Below are 19,885 nucleotides of genomic sequence, written 5' to 3' on the forward strand. Positions count from 1 at the left end.
GGCCGCTCACGGTTGTGCGGGCGGAGGCGGAGGCGCCGCTCTGCCTCTCGATGGGCATGGCAGACGATCCGTTCCGCCGCCGCCCGGCTCGTCCAAAACGTGCCAATCATTGCGCAGCGTATCTCGCGGTCAGCGAATGACCGTGCAAGCTGCCGGAGAACACCACGATCGCCTTCGGCGACAACTCGGCCTGCAGCTTTCCCGTCATCATGTTGGGATTGGCCGGCGCAAGCGAAACGGTGACCGTCTTGCCGCCATCCTGAATCGTTGCGCGTCCGCGCATATCCTTCGTCGAAAGCGGCGATCCATCGTCGTCGCCGACGTAAAAGACGATGTCCGTCCCCTTGCTGACGAATTCGATCGGATGCCCTTGCGATTTGACGACGGGGCCGCCGTTGCTGCCCTTGGTCTGCGCCGCGGCAACATCCAGCGTCGCGATCATCACAGCGGTCATGGCAAGGCCGATATACGTTCTCATTGCGGGCTCCTCTTTGGTTTTCCGCGCGCATCAATAGGCTTCCGCGGGAGTGAACGTTGCGGCGTGTCCGGCCACCAGCCGCTGCAGCGGCTGCTGGCCGAACATCAGAAACAGAATCGGGGTCACGATTGTGTCGAGGACCGTGGCGCTGAGCAGGCCGCCGAAGATCGTCACGGCCACGGGGTGCAGGATTTCCCGGCCCGGCTCGTCCGCGCCGATCAAGAGCGGCGTGAGCGCCAATCCGGCGCAAAGCGCCGTCATCAGAACCGGACTGAGGCGCTCCATGCTGCCTCGAATGACCAGCCCGGCCCCGAAACGCTCGCCTTCGTGGATGGCAAGATTGACGTAGTGCGAGATCTTCAAGATGCCGTTGCGCGCCGAGATGCCGGCCAGGGTGATGAAACCGATCATCGAGGCCACCGACAAGGGCTGCCCGGAGATCTCTAGCGCGGCGACGCTGCCGATCAGGGCGAGCGGAATACCGCCCATGATGATCAGCGCCAGTGCGATCGACCGGTAGCGGCTGTAGAGGACGACGAAGATCATCGCCATCGACGCCAGCGACAGAATGCCGATGCGCCAGGACGCCTCCTGCTGGGCCTGGAACGCGCCTTCGAGGCTGGTCGTGTAGCCTTGCGGGAAATCGAGTTCGCGAACCGACCTCTGAATGTCGGCAGCGATATCGGCGAGGTCGCGGCGTCCGTCCCCGTTGCCGTAGACGACGATCCTGCGCTGGGTCCCCTCACGCTGAATCTGGTTCGGCCCGTCTGTCTCGACGATGTCGGCCAAAGCGCTCAGCGGGACGAACTCCGAGCCGGTCGGGATGAGCAAATTGTGCAGTCCCGTTGTCGAACGGTCTTGCTCCGACAGGCGCATCACGACGTCGAAACGGCGATTGCCGTCGACGATCTGGGAGACCTTCCGGCCATTGGACAGCGCGTCGAGTGCCTGGGTGACTGCAGCCGGCGTCAGGCCGTGAAGAGCGGCGCGGGCATGATCGATTTGGACCCGCACTTGCGGGATCAGCACCTGCTTCTCGACCTGGAGATCGACCAGACCCGGGATCGTCGACAGACGCTGGCGCACCGTTTCGGACAGCCGCCGCAACATCTCGATGTCCTGCCCGAAGATCTTGAGCACGATCTGGGCACGAATACCCGACTGGAGATGATCGAGGCGATGGCTGATCGGCTGTCCGATGGCCACCGACGCCGGCAGCGCGGACAGCACTTCCCGGATGCTCGCATAGATGTCCGCCTTCAGGCGCTTGGACGGTGTGAGATCGACATCGATCTCGCTGTAGTGCACGCCTTCGGCGTGCTCATCGAGCTCGGCGCGGCCGGTGCGGCGCCCGACCGATTTCACCTCGGGCACCTTTGCGAGCAACTGTTCCGCCAATAGGCCAAGACGGTTCGATTCCGCGAGCGAAATGCCTGGATTGTACTGCAGCGACAGGACCAGCGTCCCCTCGTTGAAGGGAGGAAGAAAGCTGCGCGGCATCTGGCTCGCCGCATAGCCCGCCACCGCGACCGCAGCGGCGACGAAGACCAGCACCAGGCCCTTCCGCTCGAAGGCCCAGCCGAGCACCCGCCGATTGGCCTGCTTCAGCTTCGTGACGACAAAGCTCTCGCGGTCACCTGAATGAGCTCGTCCCGAAAGCAGATAGTAGGACAGCACCGGCGTCACTGTGATCGAGGTCAGCAGCGAGGCGAGGATCGAGACCACATAGGCCACGCCAAGCGGCGTGAACAGCCGCCCTTCGATTCCCGGAAGGGCGAACAGCGGCACGAAGACGAGAACGATGATCATCGTTGCATAGACGATACTGGAACGAACCTCCTGGCTCGCGCCGGAGATCACGTCGAGGACAGGACGCGGCGTGCTCGACGCAGCGTTCTCGCGCAAGCGCCGCAGGATGTTTTCGACGTCCACCACGGCATCGTCGACCAGCTCGCCGATCGCGATGGCGAGGCCGCCCAGCGTCATGGTGTTGATCGTGAGGCCGAAGGCGCGAAACACCAGGACCGTCACCAGGATCGATATTGGAATGGCGGTCAGCGAGACGAACGCGGCGCGACCGTTCATCAGGAAGACGAACAGGACCATTGCTACGACGATTGCGGCCTCGGCCAGGACGCGCTCGACATTGCCGATCGACGTCTCGATGAAGGTGGCCTGCCGGAACTGCACGTTGGTGACGTTGATCCCGCCGCGCATGGTGCGTTGCAGGTCCTTCAGCGTGGACTCGACATTGCGCGTCAACGCCACAGTATCCGCAGCCGGCTGCTTCATGACGCTGACGATGACGGCGGGCTTGCCGTCATATCCGGCGTCACCGCGCTTGGTCCGCGCGGCAAAATCGACCGAGGCAACCTGCTTCAGCAGGATCGGCTGCTCTCCGCGGGTGACGACGACGGTGTTGCGGAGGTCCTCGATACGCCTGGTGAGACCGACATTGCGGATCAGATATTCGCGGCCATGCTGGTCGACGAAGCCGCCGCCGCTATTGGTGCCGAACCTTGCGACCGCCTGCTCGATCTGATCGTGGGTGACCCCGAGCGCCTGCATGGTGGCGACGTTCGGCGTCACGCGGTATTGGCGGACCTCGCCGCCGATGGGTATCACCTGGGCGACGCCGGGAATGGCGAGGAGTTGCGGCCGGACGACGAAGTCAGCGATCTCGCGCACATCCATGGGTGAAGCCGTGCCATCGCTCGTCAGCGCGATCAGCATGATCTCGCCCATGATCGAGGTCACCGGGCCCATCTGGGGATTGGCCGAAGCCGGCAATTGCTCGCGGATCAGCGCCAGCCGCTCCGAGACGAATTGCCGGGCGCGGTAGATTTCGACGCCCCAGTCGAACTCGACATAGACGACCGACAGACCAACGCCCGAGACCGAGCGCACGCGGATGACGCCGGGCATGCCGTTCATCGACGTCTCGATCGGGAACGTCACCAGCTGCTCGACCTCCTGGGGCGCCGATCCCTCTGCCTCGGTCAAGATGTTGACGGTCGGACGGTTGATGTCCGGCAGGACGTCGACCGAAACGCTCGGCAGGACGACCAGGCCGTAGCCGACCAGCGCGGCGGCGACCGCCAGCACGAACAGGCGATTGCGCAAGCTTGTCTGGACGATGAGCTTGAACATGGTCGGCTACCGGATCTGGTTGACGAGGTCGGTGCCGCGAACGACGATGTGTTCGCCTTCGTTGACACCGGCGGCCACGATGACGCGGGCTGCGTCCACCGGCACCACGCGAACCGGCCGGGGCTCGAAGCGCTCGGGCCCGGTGTGCAGCCAGACGATATTCTCGCCGTTGCCGCTTCGAACGACGGCATTGCGCGGCACGATCAGGCCGGACGCGGGCGCTCCGGTCTGGACCATCACATTCAACGGCTGACCGATGTTGAGACCTGCTGGTGGCTCCGGAATGGCGAACTGAACCACGGACGCATGCTGGCGCAGCGCCCGGCTCGTTCCGACGAAGCTCAGCGCGATCTGCTGCCCATTTGCGGCCATTGCCGTTGCGGCTTCGGGCTGCTTCAAGCCTATTTCGTCATAGGCGAGTGCCTCGACCCAAAGGCTGCGAGGGTCTGCGATCTGAAACAGGACGTCTTGCGGCTGTATGACCTGGCCCGGCGCGACCCTGGATGACGTGATGATGCCGTCGGTCGATGCCCGCAGCTCCTCAAACCCGGTGCGGGAATTGCGAACGGCTTCGCGGCGCGCCCGCAGGCCCTCTAATTCGCTTTCGAGGTCATTCACCTGGCCTTGCGGCACCGCGCCGCGTTCGGCCAGCGGCCGGAGACGCCGCAGCTTGTTCTCCGTGATTGCCATCAGCTGCTCGATTTCGCCGATCTTCTCGAGGATCGTCGTGCGATCGGCGATTGGCAGATGCGGCTCGATCCGAATGAGCAGATCGCCCTTGCGGACGGTTTGCCCGATGCGAGGGATGCCGTCATCGCCCGGAACCACGCGGCCCCCGTAGATGCTCTGCACGATGCTGCTGCGGTTGGGGTCGGCCATGACACGGCCGATCAGGGTGACGGCGGGATGAATCGTCTGCGGCTCGGCTGCAGCGGTCCGTACCTCGAGCAGACGCTGCGTCGGCTTGGCCGCGAAGACGGTGCCGTCTTGCAGGCGCCGCGGGGCATCGCTCAATGCGGGAGCATCCGGCGGATTTGGTTGCGTTGCATTCGTCCGGCCCTCGCCGAACATGATGGCCGCGAGAATGACGAAGGCCCCTGCCATCACGGCGGACATGGAGGCGGCCATGCCGCGGCCACGCCGCTTCCAATAGGCGAAGAGAAGGCCGAACCCCAAGGCGGCGAGCATGGAGGCCGCGATGGCCGCTCGGTTCGAGAGCAGCCAGCCGTGCTCGTGCTTCTGCGCCGCGGGCCGAACCTCTGCACGCGGCGTGAACGAGTCGACTAGCAGATCATTTCCCCTGCCGGCGCTGATCGAGAAGATCACCTCGACCGATCCGGGCGGTATGCCGTTCGGAATCGGGGCGGTGTAAACGCCATCCTCCCGGCTTGATGCGTCGATCGGGTCGGAATCGCCGATCGTGACTTGCAAGGCGGCGTCCGAAACCGGCTCGTTCGTCACTGCATCATCAACGAAGATCGACAGCTTGCCGTCCTTCAAGATGCCGACGACTTCGTAGAGCTCGGAGCGCGCGGCAAGTCTTGGATATGCCGAGGACACGACCGGCGTCTTCTCGGCGTCGCCGTGATCGTGCCCTTCATGGGCAAAAGCCCCCGAGACACCCAAGAACAGGCTTGCCAACCAGACAGCGCCGGCCAGCCCAAGACTTGTGAGCCGCCCTTTCGGGCAGCGCTGATTCATGAACATCGAAAGATCCTTCAGACATGCGAAAAGGCGGCGGCCGAAACGCCGCCGGGACTACGCGATGCTGAAGGTACTTGGTGGCCGGACGAGTCCCTCGGGACGCACCCCGACAATGGCCCGCGCGAGCGGCAGGTCCATGGCGCCGAGCACTTCGAAGGCGCTGGGCAGGTGAATGACCTGCGCTGAGGCGATCGAGGTGCCAAACATATCCCAGGCCACGCCTGGAGCGCCGTCGTCGTCGTGATCCGGCCCGTCATGGACGTGGCCTTCGGCGTCGTCACCGGCGTGGGAATGCACGTGGCCTGCCAGCTGATCGTGGAAATGCAGGGAACCGCTGAGCATGACGGACGGCATCGGCATGTCGCCGACAGCCGCCTTCACCTGCGAGACCGAAATCAGGGAGACCTGAAGCACGAACGCAGATATCGCCACGAACATGGCCGTTCTGGCGAGTTGACGAAGATGGTGGAGGACACCGTGCAGCACGTCGAAAAACTAGGTCATGCCGACCGCGAATTCAAGGCGACGTTCCGCGCGGACGCATCGCGTGGGAGGTGGTCCAGACACCCTCCTCGCTCGCTCGACGAGCTGCCGACGCCCGACATCCGGCAGCCCGCCTGCCTCACTTGAAGTGAAATGCTTCACAAGCCGCAATCCGGGATTGCGGTAGCCTCGTGCCACGGGGCGTGGTGAGTTGGAGGCGACAATGAAGCAGGACCTTCCGGACCAAGCAGCGCGCACGCAGGCCGCAAGCGAGCCGGGCTTTTGGCAGAGAATTCAATCCTGGGACAGCCGCCTCTCGGTCACCAAGGGACTGACGGCCGTGACCCTGCTGACCGGCTTCCTGGGCGGATATTTCCAGTATCTGAATTCCTATGAGCAGAAGGTCGGCGAGCAGGCCAAGGCGGATATGCAGAAGGCGACAGACACCTTCCTCGAGATCTCCAATGCCTTCGCCGACGTGCAGATCCAGCAGGAGACCATGCTGCGCGAGCAGTTCGGCTCGCTGAAGGCGCAGGCAACCCCCGCTTTCATCCCGGTGGACTCCAAAACATTCGACTCGTTCTCGGACTATTGGAAGGCGCGCACGTCGCTGCGGCGGAACGGCGCCATCTTCGCGCGCAAGGCGGAGATCTACATCGACTGGCCCAGCGATCTCGGGCGCGATCCGGCCGCGGAGCACACGCTGGACCAGGATCCCCTGACGGCAACGCTGCTCACCAAGTATAATTTCGATTGCGATTCAGAAGCCAATCTCCCCCAATTCAGAGGCGCGATCTACAATGGCGCCGATCCCGGACGCCCCAGCGACGAATTGTGCAACGACCCGACGGCCAATGGGCTGAAGTCCTACGTCAACCTCTGTGCCAGGCGGGCGGATGGCGAGATCGATGCGTTGCAGAAGGTCGTGACCATCAACTGGTGGAGCGCCAAGCACCACGTCTTGGTGATGCACCATTGCTTCGAGGTGCTCCGCGGCGGGCCGAATGCGTTGCAAGCTCCGGCCTCCGGCAACGACGGCCCCAATGATCGCAAGCTCGATAAGCCGCGCGACAGCAACGAGCACAGGCTGCAGCTTCAGGCCCGCCGGCTGGACGCGTTCATGACGCTGACCATGGCGCAGCTGGACCGCATCAGGGTGCGATACCGTCCCACCGGCTTCTTCTGCCATGTTCCTTTCGCGCGCGATGCCATCGGCTATTTCAGCAACCAGTGCCTGCCGAACCAGCCGGCTACGAGCGAGCGCAGCTGAGGCGTACCGCGAGGACACCGGCGGATACTTTTCGGCACCGGCAGCCGGCGTGATCGGCCTGTCATGACGGCCTGTTAGCGTCGGCCTGTCGATCAACCCGAAAGGACAATCCATGGATCTGAAGGCCGGCGATGTCGTGATGCTGAAATCCGGCGGTCAGCCGCTGACCGTCGCGGAGGTGAAGGACAACGAGGTGCTGTGCCTGTGGATGGGCATGGAAGGCGACCTGTTCCGCGAGACGCTGCCGCTCGCCGTGCTCGTGCAGGTGGAAGAGGACGACGAGGACGACGAAGACGAAGATGATGACGAGGAGTAGGCACTTCTCGGACCGCATTCTCGTGAGAGCCGCGCTCTTGCCCTGACGACGGGCGCGGGTTGATCAGACGAGGATACGAGGCGCCGCCGTGGCTTTGTCTCCCGAATTCGGTGTCCCCGTCGGTTCGATCAAGAGGATGTGCACTTCCCCATGCGCCACCGGCCGGTGCTCGACGCCCTTCGGCACGACAAAGACCTCGCCGGGGTTGAGGGTGACCGTGCGATCCCGCAGCTCGATGTCGAGCGTCCCGCTGAGCACGAGAAAGAAGTCGTCCGTGTCCTCGTGCTTGTGCCAATGAAATGGCCCCTCGAGCTTGGCCACCATGATGTCGTTGTCGTTATAGGTCGCGACGGTGCGCGGGGAGAAGCGATCGGTGAACGTTGCGAGCTTCTCGGCGAGATTTGCGGGGGCTTTCATCGCGTTTCCTCAGGTGACGACTTCCAGCCCGAATATGGTGACGGGCTGCCCTCCTGGAAGCGATAGCACGACCCTGTTTGGGAACACGAGACTGCGACGTGGCGGAATGTGGTTCTACGCGACCCGCGCGTAGAATGGGCGAGCCCTTACGAAACTCATCAGGGATGCTGCTCGCCGCACCGGCGGTGCGTGAATGATGACCAGGATCGAGGCGATGGGTTTCGCAAGGGCGAGACCCATCCTCCGAGCTGATGTCGGCCGGATCAGAACCGATAGTTGATGCCGGCCTTGGCGGTATGAAGCTCAACCTCGGTGTCCGTGAAGGACGCCCCGGGGAATGCAAGAGCATTGCCGTTCGACTTTCCGAGATTGATGTAGATGTACTCGGCCTTGAGCGTCCAGCGCGGGTCGAAAGCCCATTCAAGGCCGCCGCCCGCGGAGAAACCCACCTGGACTTCCGACGAGGACGCGCTTCGCGTCAGGGCCGGGAAGAAGCCGTTGAAATTGGCAATATTCGGCGTGGCGAGATTGGAGGTGAAGATGCTGTTCTTGACGTGGCCCCAGGCGAAGCCACCGGTACCGTAGATCAAGAGATTGTTCGCCGCGAATCCGAGACGTCCGCGGACCGTGCCGAAGACATCGATTTCCTGCCTGAGATTGAATACGCCGGTGAAGGCGCCATTGTCGCCGCCGATCGTTCCAGTGACGCTGAAGGGGCGGCTCGCCGTCTCCTTGATGGCTGCGCCGCTGACGTCCGCCTCCAGACCGTACACAAACGTGCCGGACTGCCAGTTGTAGCCGATTTGGCCGCCGCCGAATCCACCCTTTGGACTCACATCCAGGGAGAACGGCCCAGTGCCACCCGTGACGACATAGCCGGGGACCGTCCCGGTTGCGAGCGCGCCCGGATCGAAGGTCGCGGTCGGATCGCTCCAGCCATAACCGCCATGCACGCCGGCATAAAAACCGGTCCAGCTGAATGCGACCGGCGCGGGCGGCGCCTTGGTGTAAGCCCTGCCGAGATCGGCCGCGACGGCGCCCTGGGACAGACAGAGAGCCGAGACCAGAAGGGCAGCAGAGACGATGGACTTCATAACTTCCCTCAACGTTGTGCGCGTGACAAGGCGGCGCCTTGCCGCGTGAGCACTCGTCAAACCGCCGATGACCGGCCGTCCGCTTGAGCCGAGTTATAGAGGTGATCTTGCATTGCGGCTGTAGCATCGGGAACACAGCGTAGCGCGCGAAGTTCGCCTGACGCGACGCAGCTGAGATTGTCGCGTCGTCAATTGCTCCTTAGACGCCAAGAACGCCATTTCAGCCGGCGTCGTCTAGGCCATGAGCTGCCTCGCCGCCGCCGCGATCATCACCAGTCCCCCGGTGATCACGGCGGCATCGAGGATCGCGGTGTGAATATGCACCGGCATCCGTTCGACGAAGGCCTTTGCGAGGAACGCGCCGGGCACGGCCATGCCGCCGATCAGCAGCGCCAAGGCGAGCACTTGCGCGGTGACGGCGCCGGCGAGGCCGAACACCGAGATCTTGATGAGGCCGGTGCCGAGCGAGATCATCGCATCGGTCGCGATCACGGCGGCGCCTTCGAGCCCTGCGGCCATCAACAGCGAGAGCAGGATCACGCCGGAGCCCGAGGTGCCGCCGACCAGGACGCCGTAGCCGACCGAGCCGGCGGCAAGGCCGGCGTCGCCGATCTTCACTGCGCGGCGGCGGAGCACGCGGCGCAGCGGCACGCTCAGGATCAGCATGGTGCCGATCACGAGCGCGGCGCCGGCATTGGTGAGGCGGGTGTAGCCATAGGCGCCGAGTGCGGTGGTCAGCGCGGCGCAGGCCAGCACGATCAGCACGCGGCGGCGGTCGGCATAGCGGACATAGGCAAGCGCGCGGCTCGCATTGGTCAGCATCGCGGAGATCGCGATGATCGGCACGACGGGCTCGGCACCGACCATCGGCACCAGCACCAAGGGCATCAGCGCGCCGGTGCCGTAGCCGGCGAGACCGCCGATGATCGAAGCAAACAACGCCATCGCTGCGACCAGCAGAAGCTGCAGAAGCGAGATATCGGCGAAGCCTGAGACGATGGTCAATCTTTCTGGTCGCGCGTGACGCGGGCGACAGCTTGATCGGCGATGGCAGCGAGTGCGGCTTGCTCTAATGGGAAATCCGCCGCGAGCCAAGCGTCCTCGGCGAGCGTCAACACATGTCCGAGCGCGGGCCCTTCGGCGAGACCGCGCGCAATGAAGTCGGCGGCCTTCAGCGGAAATTTCGGCGCAGTCCAGCGCTGCGGCAACTCGGCGAGCGCGCGCCAGCGCGGCGACTGCACGTCAGCGGCAGCGCGGGCCCAGCCCAGCAATACGCGATCGTGATAGCGCTCGGGCCCGAGCCGGTACAGCAAGCGCCGTGCCTTGGCTTCGTCCTTGGTGGCGAAGCGCCACCAGCGGTGCCCCATCGAATCCAGCGCCTTGGCCTCGGCATTGGAGAGCCGCAGGCGCAAGGCGAGGCGCTTGGCGTCTTCGGTGACGGCGACCGAGAGCGCGGCGAGGCGCCGCGTGCTGCTGGGGCTGAGGCCGAGCTCGCGCTCGATCGCGATCATCGCCTCCAGGGGGCCCGTATAGACGACGCCGCCGATCAGCGTTTGGAGCAATCCGCCCTCGGCCATGGCGAGCGCTGCCGCGGAGGCGCCGCCGGCCAGCAGCAGCTTGAGCATCTCCATGCGCACCCGCTCGGCCGACAGGTTCGCCAGGCCCGCGCGTCCCCGGATGCAGGCGAGATAGCCGTCGCGGTCGGGCTCGCCGGCGCCGAAGGCGGCGTGGATGCGGAAGAAGCGCAGAATGCGCAGATAATCCTCGGCGATGCGCTGGTCGGGATCGCCGATGAAGCGCACGCGCCGCGCTTTGGCGTCGTTGATGCCACCGACATAATCGTAGACGACGCCGCGCGCATCGACCGACAGGCCGTTCATGGTGAAGTCGCGCCGCTCGGCATCCTTCACCCAGTCGCGGCCGAACGCGACCTTGGCCTTGCGGCCGAAGGTCTCGGTGTCCTCGCGTAGCGTCGTGACTTCATAGGGGTGGGCGTCGATCACCAGCGTGACGGTGCCGTGGTCGATGCCGGTCGGCACGCTCTTGATGCCGGCAGCCTTGGCACGCCGTAGCACTTCGTCCGGCAGCGCCGTGGTCGCGATGTCGATGTCGCCAGGCGCAAGACCGAGCAGCGCGTTGCGCACGGCGCCGCCGACCACCCGCGCCTCCTCGCCATCGGTGCCAAGCAGCGCCAGGACACGCGCGGTCCCGCCTGCGGTCAGCCAGGGCGCATCGGCGAGTAAAGGCTCCGCGCTCATGGGCCGGCCCCTATTTTTCCACGCCCGGCACGAGCTTGCCGTTCTCGATATGGGCGGGGACGTAGGTCGAATCCGGCGGCGCGCCGGAGAAATGCGCAAGCCCGATCAGGCCGGCGATGACCAGCACGATCGCCGCCAGCGCAAGGCGCGCGACGATCGCGACCGGCCAGGACGAGCGCGCGAACAGGCCGGAGCGCGTGGCGGCGAGGAACAGCGCATAGACGGCAAACGGGATGAGGAAGATTCCGATCTCGGTCAGAACCGTCCGGATCATGATGAATAGATCCGCTCATACAGCACACGCAGCATTCCGGCCGTCGCACCCCAGATGTAGCGTTCCGCAAACGGCATCGCGTAATACGACCGCGGCGTGCCGCGGAATTCCTTGCTGTGCACCTGGTGGTTCACCGGATTCATCAGGAAGGATAGCGGCACCTCGAACGCATCATCAACCTCGGAATGATTGATGCTGAGCGAAAAGCCCGGCCTGACCTTCGCGACTGTCGGCAGGATGCGGAAGCCGAAGGCGGTGCCGTAGAGATCGAGATAGCCGAGCGGCTCGACGAAGTCGCGTGACAGCCCGACCTCCTCTTCGGCCTCGCGCAGCGCCGCATCCAGCGGCGAGGCATCGGTGGCGTCGATCTTGCCGCCGGGAAACGCGATCTGGCCGGCATGGTCGTTGAGATGCGCCGAGCGCTGCGTCAGGAGGATGGTGGGCTCGGGATGATCGACCACCGCGATCAGGACCGCTGCCGGGCGCACCGGCTGCTCGCGCGCGATGATCTCGAGCATCTTGTCGGTGCCGGGATCGCCCGAGGCGGGGATGATGTTGGGATCGTAGAGGCCGGGCGGCACGTCGAAGCCGAGCCTCGCCCGGGAGCGGGCGAAGAAATCCGGAGCGCCAAGCGCGACGGGCTCGTTCGTCAGGATAAGGTTGTTCAAGTTCAAAGCGCCGCCCTCACCTGCTCTGCGTCGGCCATGGCGAAGAATTCGCCGGCCGACTCGACACCGAACATCGGCTGGCCATCGACCATCCGCTCCTCGCCCATGTCAACCAGATCGTAATAGAGCGCGCGCGTGACCTTGGCCCAGAGGTCGGCGCGAACATGCAAGTACGGCGTCAGTCCGCCGTCCGCCGCCTGCTCGAAGCGCAGCCTGTGCGCGGCATCGCAGGTGACCCAGTCGTCGACATTGGTGCGGAAGCGCAGCACGCGATGGCTGTCCTCGCCGTCCTTCTGCATCTCGACCGCCATGAATGGCGCATCATCGACGCGGATGCCGACCTTCTCCACTGGCGTGACCAGGAAATGCTTGTCGCCCTCGCGCTTGAGAATGGTCGAGAACAGGCGCACCAAGGCAAGACGCCCGATTGGCGTCCCCAGATAGAACCAAGTACCATCGGAGGCGATTCGGATGTCGAGATCGCCGCAAAACGGCGGATTCCACAGATGCACCGGAGGGAGGCCCTTTTTGGCGCCTTCGGCATTGGCAGCGCTTTTGGCGGCGGCAGTCAGCCCTTCAAGTCCGCGATCGGCGCTCTGCCCTTGGTTCGCCATGGTTTGCCCTGACTTTGTCATTTGGCACGATTGGTGCAGGTCTACGTTGTCGATTGGCGCTCGGTTCCACCCGGATTAGTCCGGTGTGGAGGTCGCCACTTCGTGATGCCGTACATACCCCGAAGCCGATAAGGTGGGGATAGGTTAATTCAACGAATACATGGCCTTCCTGCAAGTCTAGCATGGGCCCATGATCTGGCGTGATGACCTGACGCGACAGGCTCACGATGCAAGCAAGCCGCGTGGCAGGCTGAAGGAGCAAGCGAATGGCGGAGAGTGTCGAGAAACTCGAGGACGGGATCGTCCGTTCGGCCGAGCAGGTGTCGAGCCAGGTTCGCGCGGCCAAGGACGCGATCGCCTCCGTCATCTTCGGTCAGGATCGCGTGATCGAGAACACGCTGGTCACCATCCTCTCCGGTGGCCATGCGCTCCTGATCGGCGTGCCGGGCCTTGCCAAGACCAAGCTGGTGGAGACGCTCGGCGTCACGCTCGGTCTCGACGCCAAGCGCATCCAGTTCACGCCCGATCTGATGCCCTCGGACATTCTCGGCGCCGAAGTGCTGGACGAGAGCACCGCGGGAAGGCGCGCCTTCCGCTTCATTGCCGGTCCCGTTTTCGCGCAGCTCCTGATGGCCGACGAGATCAACCGCGCCTCACCGCGCACGCAATCGGCGCTGTTGCAGGCGATGCAGGAGCAGCACATCACCGTCGCCGGTGCGCGCCATGATCTGCCGAAACCCTTCCACGTGCTCGCCACGCAAAACCCGCTGGAGCAGGAAGGCACCTATCCGCTGCCCGAGGCGCAGCTCGACCGCTTCCTGATGGAGATCGACGTCGACTATCCCGACCGCGATGCCGAGCGCCGCATCCTGTTCGAGACCACGGGCGCGGAAGAGACGCTGGCCAAGGGCGCGATGACGCCCGATGCGCTGATCACCGCGCAGCGCCTGATCCGGCGCCTGCCGGTCGGCGATTCCGTGGTGGAGGCGATCCTGTCGCTGGTGCGCTCGGCCCGCCCGGGTCCGGACGCCGGCGAAGCCGGCAAGTTCATTGCCTGGGGCCCCGGCCCGCGCGCCAGCCAATCGCTGATGTTGGCGGTGCGCGCGCGTGCGCTGATCGACGGGCGCCTGGCGCCCTCGATCGACGACGTGCTCGACCTTGCCGAGCCCGTGCTGAAGCACCGCATGGCGCTGACGTTCCAGGCGCGCGCCGAAGGCCGCACGATTCCGGACGTGATCCGGCAATTGAAGACACGGATCGGTTGATGGCAGCAGAGAACGGGCGGGCAGCGAAGGAGATACTGGCGATCCGACGTGCCGATGGCGAAAGCCGCACGCTCGCCGCTTCGTTACCGCGCCTGGTGCTCGAGGCCCGCCGTATCGCCGCCAACGTCATCCACGGCCTGCATGGACGGCGCCGCGCCGGCTCCGGCGAAAATTTCTGGCAGTACCGCCGCTTCGTCTCGGGCGAACCGGCACAGAACGTCGACTGGCGCCGCTCGGCGCGCGACGACCATCTCTACGTGCGCGAATTGGAATGGGAAGCCTCGCACACGGTCTGGATCTGGCCGGACCGCTCGCCGTCGATGGCGTTCGCCTCCAAGACCGCGCGCGAGTCCAAGCTCGAGCGGACGCTGATCGTCGCCTTCGCGCTGGCCGAGCTGCTCGTCGCCGGCGGCGAGCGCGTCGGCATTCCCGGACTGATGGCGCCGACCGCCAGCCGCAGCGTCATCGACAAGATGGCGCAGGCGATGCTGCATGACGATGCCGACCGCCTCAGCCTGCCGCCGTCCTTCGTTCCGGCCGCGCTGGCCGAGATCATCGTGCTGTCGGATTTCTGGTCGCCGATCTCCGAGATCAGGACGACGCTCGCCGGCCTCTCCGGCTCGGGCGCCCACGGCACGATGGTGCAGGTGGTCGATCCCGCCGAGGAATCGTTTCCCTATTCCGGCCGCGTCGAGTTCGTCGAGCCGGAAGGCTTTGGCGTGATCACCGCCGGCCGCGCCGAGAGCTGGGCGCAGGACTACACCGCGCGCCTCGCGCTGCACCGCGACCAGATCCGCGCCGAGACGGGCCAGCTCGACTGGCTGTTCACGACGCACGCCACCGACCGCTCCGCCGCCGAGCTCTTGCTGTTCCTGCATGCCGGCATGCAGGTGAGCAAGTCGGGCGCACGCACCACGACGATCAAGGCGGGGCCGGCCGCATGATGGGATTGCCGCTCGCCTTCACGCAACCGCTGCTCCTGATCGGCCTGATCAGCCTGCCCGTGCTGTGGTGGCTGCTGCGCGTGATGCCGCCGCGGCCGCGCCGCATCGAGTTTCCACCGACGCGGCTGTTGTTCGACATCACGCCGCGGGAAGAGACGCCCTCGCGGACGCCGTGGTGGCTGACCGCCCTCCGCCTGCTCGCCGCCGCGCTGGTGATCTTCGCCGCCGCCGGCCCGATCTGGAATCCGCAAACGGGCCTCGCCGGCAGCAAGGCGCCGCTGATGATCATGTTCGACGACGGCTGGAGCGCCGCATCGCACTGGGACGTCAGGATCAGGACCGCGGACGAGCTGATCGCCAATGCCGACAATGACGGCCGCGGCATCGCGCTGGTGCCGCTGTCCGAGCCGAACCGCGACATCACCCTGATGCCGGCGGGGGCGGCGCGCGTCGCGTTGCGGCAGCTCGCGCCAAAGCCCTATTCGATCGACCGCGTCGAGACGCTGGCCGCGGTCGACCGTTTCCTCAAGGTCACCGGCGACTGCGAGATCGCCTGGCTTTCCGACGGCGTCGACACCGGCCGCGGCGAGGACTTCGTGGCCGGCCTCGGCAAGACCATCGGCGACCGCAGCCTGACCGTGTTCGAAGGCGGCGCCTCCTCGCCGCTGGCCCTGGTCGCCGCGGAGAACGCCGCGGCGAAGATGACGGTGAAGGTGCTGCGCACCGATGGCGGGATTGCGGTCGGCACGGTGCGCGCGCTGGACCAGAAGGCATCCCCGATCGGCGAAGCGCGCTATTCGTTCGGTCCGCAGGACAAGGAAACCGAAGCGGCGTTCGACCTGCCGATCGAGCTGCGCAACGACATCACGCGGCTCGAGATCTCCGGCGAACGCTCCGCCGGCGCGGTGCAGCTGCTCGACAAGCGCTGGCGCCGCCGCGCCATCGGCATCGTCTCGGGCGCGACCAGCGAGACCGCGCAGCCGCTGCTGGCGCCGACCTTCTATCTCACCCGCGCGCTGGCGCCGTTCGCCGACGTCAGGCTCGCCGACAAGGGCTCGCCGCAGCAGGGCATCACGCAGTTTCTGGACCAGAAGCTGCCGATGATCATCCTCGCCGATGTCGGCACCATCGCCCCCGAGCTGCGCGAACGCCTCAATGCCTGGGTCGACCAGGGCGGCGTGCTGGTGCGGTTCGCTGGGCCCCGGCTGGCACAGGCGGAGGACGACCTCGTACCGGTCAAGCTGCGCAAGGGCGGCCGCACGCTCGGCGGCAGCCTGACATGGGAGAAGCCGCAGCATCTCGCCTCTTTCGCGGGCGACGGCCCGTTTGCCGGCGTCGCGGTCCCCAAGGACGTCACCGTGAGCCGCCAGGTGCTGGCCGAGCCCGACGCCGTGCTCGCCACCAAGAGCTGGGCCTCGCTGGAAGACGGCACGCCGCTCGTCACCGGCGAGCATCGCGGCAAGGGCCTCGTCAGCCTGTTCCACGTCAGCGCCGACATGCGCTGGTCGGATCTGCCGATGTCGGGCACCTTCGTCGAAATGCTGCGGCGGGTCGTCGACATGTCCGGCTATACGGCGAAGCCCGGCGCCGGCGTTGCCAGCGAAGCGACCACTGAGACGGTGGCGCCGCTGCACATCCTCGACGGATTTGGCGCGTTCGGTCCGCCGCCCGCGACTGCCAAGCCGCTGCCTGCGGACTATCGCGACCGCGCCACATCAGATCATCCGCCCGGCTTCTACGGTCCGGCAGAAGGACCGCTCGCCGTGAACACGCTTGCCAGCGCCGACCGCATCGCCGCACTGAACACCGCGAGCCTGCGCGCCCGGCACGCCACCTACACCAATGCCGAGCCGCGCGACCTGCGCGGCTGGCTGCTGTCGACGGCGCTCGCGCTGTTCCTGATCGACGCCATCATCGTCGCGGTGCTCGGCGGCGGCATTGCCGCGCTGCTGCGCCGTCGCGCTGCGCCCGCGACGATCGTGCTCGCCCTGCTCGCGGGATTCGCGGCGCTCTCGCCGGCGCCGTCGCGCGCCGACGGCGTCACGGACGAGTTCGCGATGAAGTCGGTGTCGCAGACCCGCCTCGCCTATGTCGTGACAGGGAATGCCGACGTCGATTCCATCGTCAAGGCCGGGATGAACGGGCTGACGCTGTTCCTGGCCCAGCGCACTGCGCTCGAGGCCGGCGATCCCGTCGGCGTCGATCCCGCGCGCGACGAGCTCGCCTTCTTCCCGCTGATCTACTGGCCGATCGTGCCGGGCGCGCCGAAGCCGCCACAGGACGCCATCAACAGGATCGACGCCTACATGAAGCAGGGCGGCACCGTGCTGTTCGACACCCGCGACGCGATCGAGGCACCGCCCGGCGCGAACGGTGCGGCGCAGACCCCGGCCATGCAGACGCTGCGCGAGATCCTGTCCTCGCTCGACGTGCCCGAGCTCGAGCCGGTGCCGCGCGAGCACGTGCTGACCAAGACCTTCTACCTGCTGCGCGACTTCCCCGGCCGCTTCACCGCCGGCCAGACCTGGGTCGAGACGTTGCCGCGCGAAGAGGACGATGAGAGCGCGCAGCGGCCGGCGCGCGGCGGCGACGGCGTCTCGCCGATCATCATCACCTCGAACGACCTGGCCGGCGCCTGGGCGGTGCGGCCCGACGGACAGGCCATGCTGCCGGTGACCGGCGGCGACCCCCGCCAGCGCGAATTCGCCTACCGCGCCGGCGCCAACATCGTGATGTACACGCTGACCGGCAACTACAAGGCCGACCAGGTGCACGCGCCGGCGCTGATCGAACGGCTGGGGCAATAGGATCGACATGAATTACGGCATCGCGTTCACACCGCTTGTTCCCTCGATCGTGCTGTGGCTCGCGCTCGCCGCGATCGTCGTCATTGCGCTTGTGCTGCTGGTGGCGCGCGCGCGCGGCGCTGCGGTGCGCGTGGCCGCGCTGGCGCTGTTCCTGCTGGCGCTCGCCAATCCCTCCTTCACGCGCGAGGACCGTGATCCGCTCACCTCGGTCGCCGCCATCGTCGTCGACAAGAGCCCGAGCCAGAACTTCGGCAGCCGCACTCGCGAAGCTGCGCAAGCGCAGGAGGCGCTGGTCGACAGCCTGAAGAAGATCAAGGGCCTCGAGGTCCGCGTCGTCGACGCCGGACAGGCCGACGGCGAGACCGACGGCACGAAACTGTTCGGGGCACTGGCCTCGGCCTTGGCGGACGTCCCGGTCGACCGCGTCGCCGGCGCGTTCCTGATCACCGACGGCCGCGTCCACGATATTCCGGCGAACACAGCCGCGCTCGGCTTCCAGGCGCCGGTGCACGCGCTGGTCACCGGCCAGAAGGACGAGCGCGACCGCCGCATCGCGATCACCGCCGCACCGCGCTTCGGCATCGTCGGGCAGACCCAGACCATCTCCTACCGCCTCGACGACCAGGGTGTCACCGGCGAGCGCGCCAGGGTGACGGTCCGCCGCGACGGCGAGGTCATCAACGAGCGCACGCTGTCGAGCGGTCAGGCCGCGAGCGTCGACGTCGATATCAAGCATGCCGGGCCGAACATCGTCGAGATCGAGGCTTCGCCGCTCGAGCGCGAATTGACGCCGGTGAACAACCGCGCCGTGGTGGCCATCGACGGCGTGCGCGACAAGCTGCGCGTGCTCCTGGTCTCGGGCGAACCGCATTCGGGCGAGCGCACCTGGCGCAATCTGCTCAAGTCCGACGCCAGCGTCGACCTCGTCCATTTCACCATTCTGCGCCCGCCGGAGAAGCAGGACGGCACGCCGATCAACGAATTGTCGCTGATCGCGTTTCCGACCCGCGAGCTGTTCCAGCAGAAGATCAACGAATTCCAGCTGATCATCTTCGACCGCTACGCCCGCCAGGGCGTGCTGCCGATCCCTTATTTCGAGAATATGGCGCGTTACGTTCGCGCAGGCGGCGCTGTGCTGGTCTCGGCCGGCCCCGACTATGCCTCGAACAGCAGCATCTGGCGCACGCCGCTGGATTCGGTGCTGCCGGCCGAGCCCGTCGGCGTCACCGAGAAGCCGTTCTATGCGCATCTGTCCGACATCGGCAAACGTCATCCCGTCACGCGCGGGCTGGAAGGCTCCGCCAGCGAGCCGCCGCGCTGGAGCCGGTTCTTCCGCACCGTCGACACCCGCAACGCGGTCAACCCGCCCGTCATGACCGGCGTCGACGGCAAGCCGCTGCTGTTCCTGTCGCGCTTCGGCGAGGGCCGCGTCGCGCTCCTGCTGTCCGACCACATCTGGCTGTGGGCGCGCGGCTATGAGGGCGGCGGCCCGCATCTCGACCTGCTCCGGCGGATGTCGCACTGGCTGATGAAGCAGCCTGATCTCGACGAAGAAGCGCTGCGCCTCCAGGTGCAGGGCAAGGACCTCGTCGTGGTGCGTCAGACCATGGCGGACAGCGTCCAGCCTGTCAGCGTGACCTCGCCGTCGGGCGTGTCGCAGGATCTGACGCTCTCGCCCGGCGATCCCGGCGAGTGGCGCGCCAGCCTGCCGGCCAACGAGCTCGGCCTGTGGCAGGCCACCGACGGCACGCTGAAGGCGCTGATCAATGTCGGCCCGACCAATCCGAAGGAGTTTTCGGAAGTCACCTCCACGGTCGATACGTTGAAGCCGCTGACACAGGCGACGGGCGGCGATGCCGTGCGTGTGGCCGCTGGCTCGAGCGTCGAGCTGCCGCGCATCCTGCCGGTGCGCTCGGTCGGCATGTTCCACGGCGACGGCTGGATGGGCGTGCGGATGCGCGATGCCAGCGTGGTCAAGGGCGTCGGCGTGCTGCCGATCTTCTCCGGCCTGATAGGTCTTCTGCTGCTGCTCGGAGCGTTTGCGGCGACTTGGGTGCGCGAGGGCCGCTAGTTGCCCGAACGACACATCGGCTGGGCGGCCTGCATGCGCCGATCCCGCCTGCCGTTGACATCCGCTGACCGA

At 66.2% G+C, this 19,885-nt stretch carries 17 protein-coding genes; 6 read left to right on the forward strand and 11 right to left on the reverse strand.

Annotated elements, in window-relative coordinates; all coding sequences use genetic code 11:
* Positions 1-106: 106 nt before the first annotated feature.
* From AB7M16_RS11160 to AB7M16_RS11175, 4 genes are read right to left on the reverse strand one after another with little or no spacing between them, the layout of a single operon-like run.
* Positions 107-478 (reverse strand): hypothetical protein, encoded by a 372-nt coding sequence (locus AB7M16_RS11160; protein WP_246571786.1) that lies wholly within the window; start codon positions 476-478, stop codon positions 107-109.
* A 30-nt stretch (positions 479-508) separates the two neighbouring features.
* Positions 509-3,628, reverse strand: coding sequence for an efflux RND transporter permease subunit (locus AB7M16_RS11165; protein ID WP_453943918.1), 3,120 nt, complete (start codon positions 3,626-3,628; stop codon positions 509-511).
* Positions 3,629-3,634: 6 nt separating this feature from the next.
* Positions 3,635-5,335, reverse strand: coding sequence for an efflux RND transporter periplasmic adaptor subunit (locus AB7M16_RS11170; RefSeq protein ID WP_453943919.1), 1,701 nt, complete (start codon positions 5,333-5,335; stop codon positions 3,635-3,637).
* A gap of 51 nt (positions 5,336-5,386) precedes the next feature.
* A complete protein-coding gene (locus AB7M16_RS11175; RefSeq protein ID WP_453943920.1) occupies positions 5,387-5,770 on the reverse strand; it encodes a hypothetical protein in 384 nt (127 codons plus the stop codon).
* A 268-nt stretch (positions 5,771-6,038) separates the two neighbouring features.
* Between AB7M16_RS11175 and AB7M16_RS11180 the strand changes: the two genes are divergently transcribed.
* Together AB7M16_RS11180 and AB7M16_RS11185 are read left to right on the forward strand one after the other, a co-directional pair.
* Positions 6,039-7,085 carry a hypothetical protein gene (locus tag AB7M16_RS11180; RefSeq protein WP_172785907.1) on the forward strand — a complete coding sequence of 349 codons (1,047 nt, stop codon included), beginning with the start codon at positions 6,039-6,041 and terminating at the stop codon, positions 7,083-7,085.
* A gap of 112 nt (positions 7,086-7,197) precedes the next feature.
* On the forward strand, positions 7,198-7,401 hold the full coding sequence (locus AB7M16_RS11185) for a YodC family protein (protein WP_172785906.1): 204 nt from the start codon (positions 7,198-7,200) through the stop codon (positions 7,399-7,401).
* A gap of 63 nt (positions 7,402-7,464) precedes the next feature.
* On the opposite strand, the gene AB7M16_RS11190 is transcribed toward AB7M16_RS11185, so the two are convergent.
* The 7 genes from AB7M16_RS11190 to AB7M16_RS11220 form a co-directional block, all read right to left on the reverse strand.
* On the reverse strand, positions 7,465-7,818 hold the full coding sequence (locus tag AB7M16_RS11190) for a cupin domain-containing protein (protein WP_025038166.1): 354 nt from the start codon (positions 7,816-7,818) through the stop codon (positions 7,465-7,467).
* 263 nt (positions 7,819-8,081) lie between these two features.
* A complete protein-coding gene (locus AB7M16_RS11195; protein ID WP_260380338.1) occupies positions 8,082-8,912 on the reverse strand; it encodes an outer membrane protein in 831 nt (276 codons plus the stop codon).
* 234 nt (positions 8,913-9,146) lie between these two features.
* Positions 9,147-9,917, reverse strand: coding sequence for a sulfite exporter TauE/SafE family protein (locus AB7M16_RS11200; protein WP_260380339.1), 771 nt, complete (start codon positions 9,915-9,917; stop codon positions 9,147-9,149).
* The gene (locus AB7M16_RS11205) at positions 9,914-11,170 is read right to left on the reverse strand and encodes a CCA tRNA nucleotidyltransferase (protein WP_439364345.1); all 1,257 of its coding nucleotides are present in this window, start codon (positions 11,168-11,170) and stop codon (positions 9,914-9,916) included. Before AB7M16_RS11205 ends, AB7M16_RS11200 begins: the two co-directional genes overlap by 4 nt.
* A 10-nt stretch (positions 11,171-11,180) precedes the next feature.
* A complete protein-coding gene (locus AB7M16_RS11210) occupies positions 11,181-11,444 on the reverse strand; it encodes a DUF6111 family protein (RefSeq protein ID WP_172785901.1) in 264 nt (87 codons plus the stop codon).
* Positions 11,441-12,112, reverse strand: a complete 672-nt coding sequence (locus tag AB7M16_RS11215; RefSeq protein ID WP_453943921.1) for a CoA pyrophosphatase — start codon at positions 12,110-12,112, stop codon at positions 11,441-11,443. The genes AB7M16_RS11210 and AB7M16_RS11215 overlap by 4 nt, the downstream gene beginning before the upstream one ends.
* A gap of 2 nt (positions 12,113-12,114) precedes the next feature.
* Complete coding sequence (locus tag AB7M16_RS11220) at positions 12,115-12,726, reverse strand: DUF1285 domain-containing protein (RefSeq protein ID WP_172785899.1); 612 nt, start codon at positions 12,724-12,726, stop codon at positions 12,115-12,117.
* Between the two features lie 266 nt (positions 12,727-12,992).
* Between AB7M16_RS11220 and AB7M16_RS11225 the strand changes: the two genes are divergently transcribed.
* From AB7M16_RS11225 to AB7M16_RS11240, 4 genes are read left to right on the forward strand one after another with little or no spacing between them, the layout of a single operon-like run.
* Complete coding sequence (locus AB7M16_RS11225; RefSeq protein ID WP_025038173.1) at positions 12,993-13,991, forward strand: AAA family ATPase; 999 nt, start codon at positions 12,993-12,995, stop codon at positions 13,989-13,991.
* The gene (locus AB7M16_RS11230) at positions 13,991-14,935 is read left to right on the forward strand and encodes a DUF58 domain-containing protein (protein WP_453943922.1); all 945 of its coding nucleotides are present in this window, start codon (positions 13,991-13,993) and stop codon (positions 14,933-14,935) included. The genes AB7M16_RS11225 and AB7M16_RS11230 overlap by 1 nt, the downstream gene beginning before the upstream one ends.
* On the forward strand, positions 14,932-17,742 hold the full coding sequence (locus AB7M16_RS11235) for a DUF4159 domain-containing protein (protein ID WP_453943923.1): 2,811 nt from the start codon (positions 14,932-14,934) through the stop codon (positions 17,740-17,742). Before AB7M16_RS11230 ends, AB7M16_RS11235 begins: the two co-directional genes overlap by 4 nt.
* 7 nt (positions 17,743-17,749) lie before the next feature.
* On the forward strand, positions 17,750-19,813 hold the full coding sequence (locus AB7M16_RS11240) for a hypothetical protein (RefSeq protein ID WP_453943924.1): 2,064 nt from the start codon (positions 17,750-17,752) through the stop codon (positions 19,811-19,813).
* Positions 19,814-19,885 lie beyond the last annotated feature (72 nt).

This window comes from Bradyrhizobium sp. USDA 372 (genome assembly GCF_053629095.1).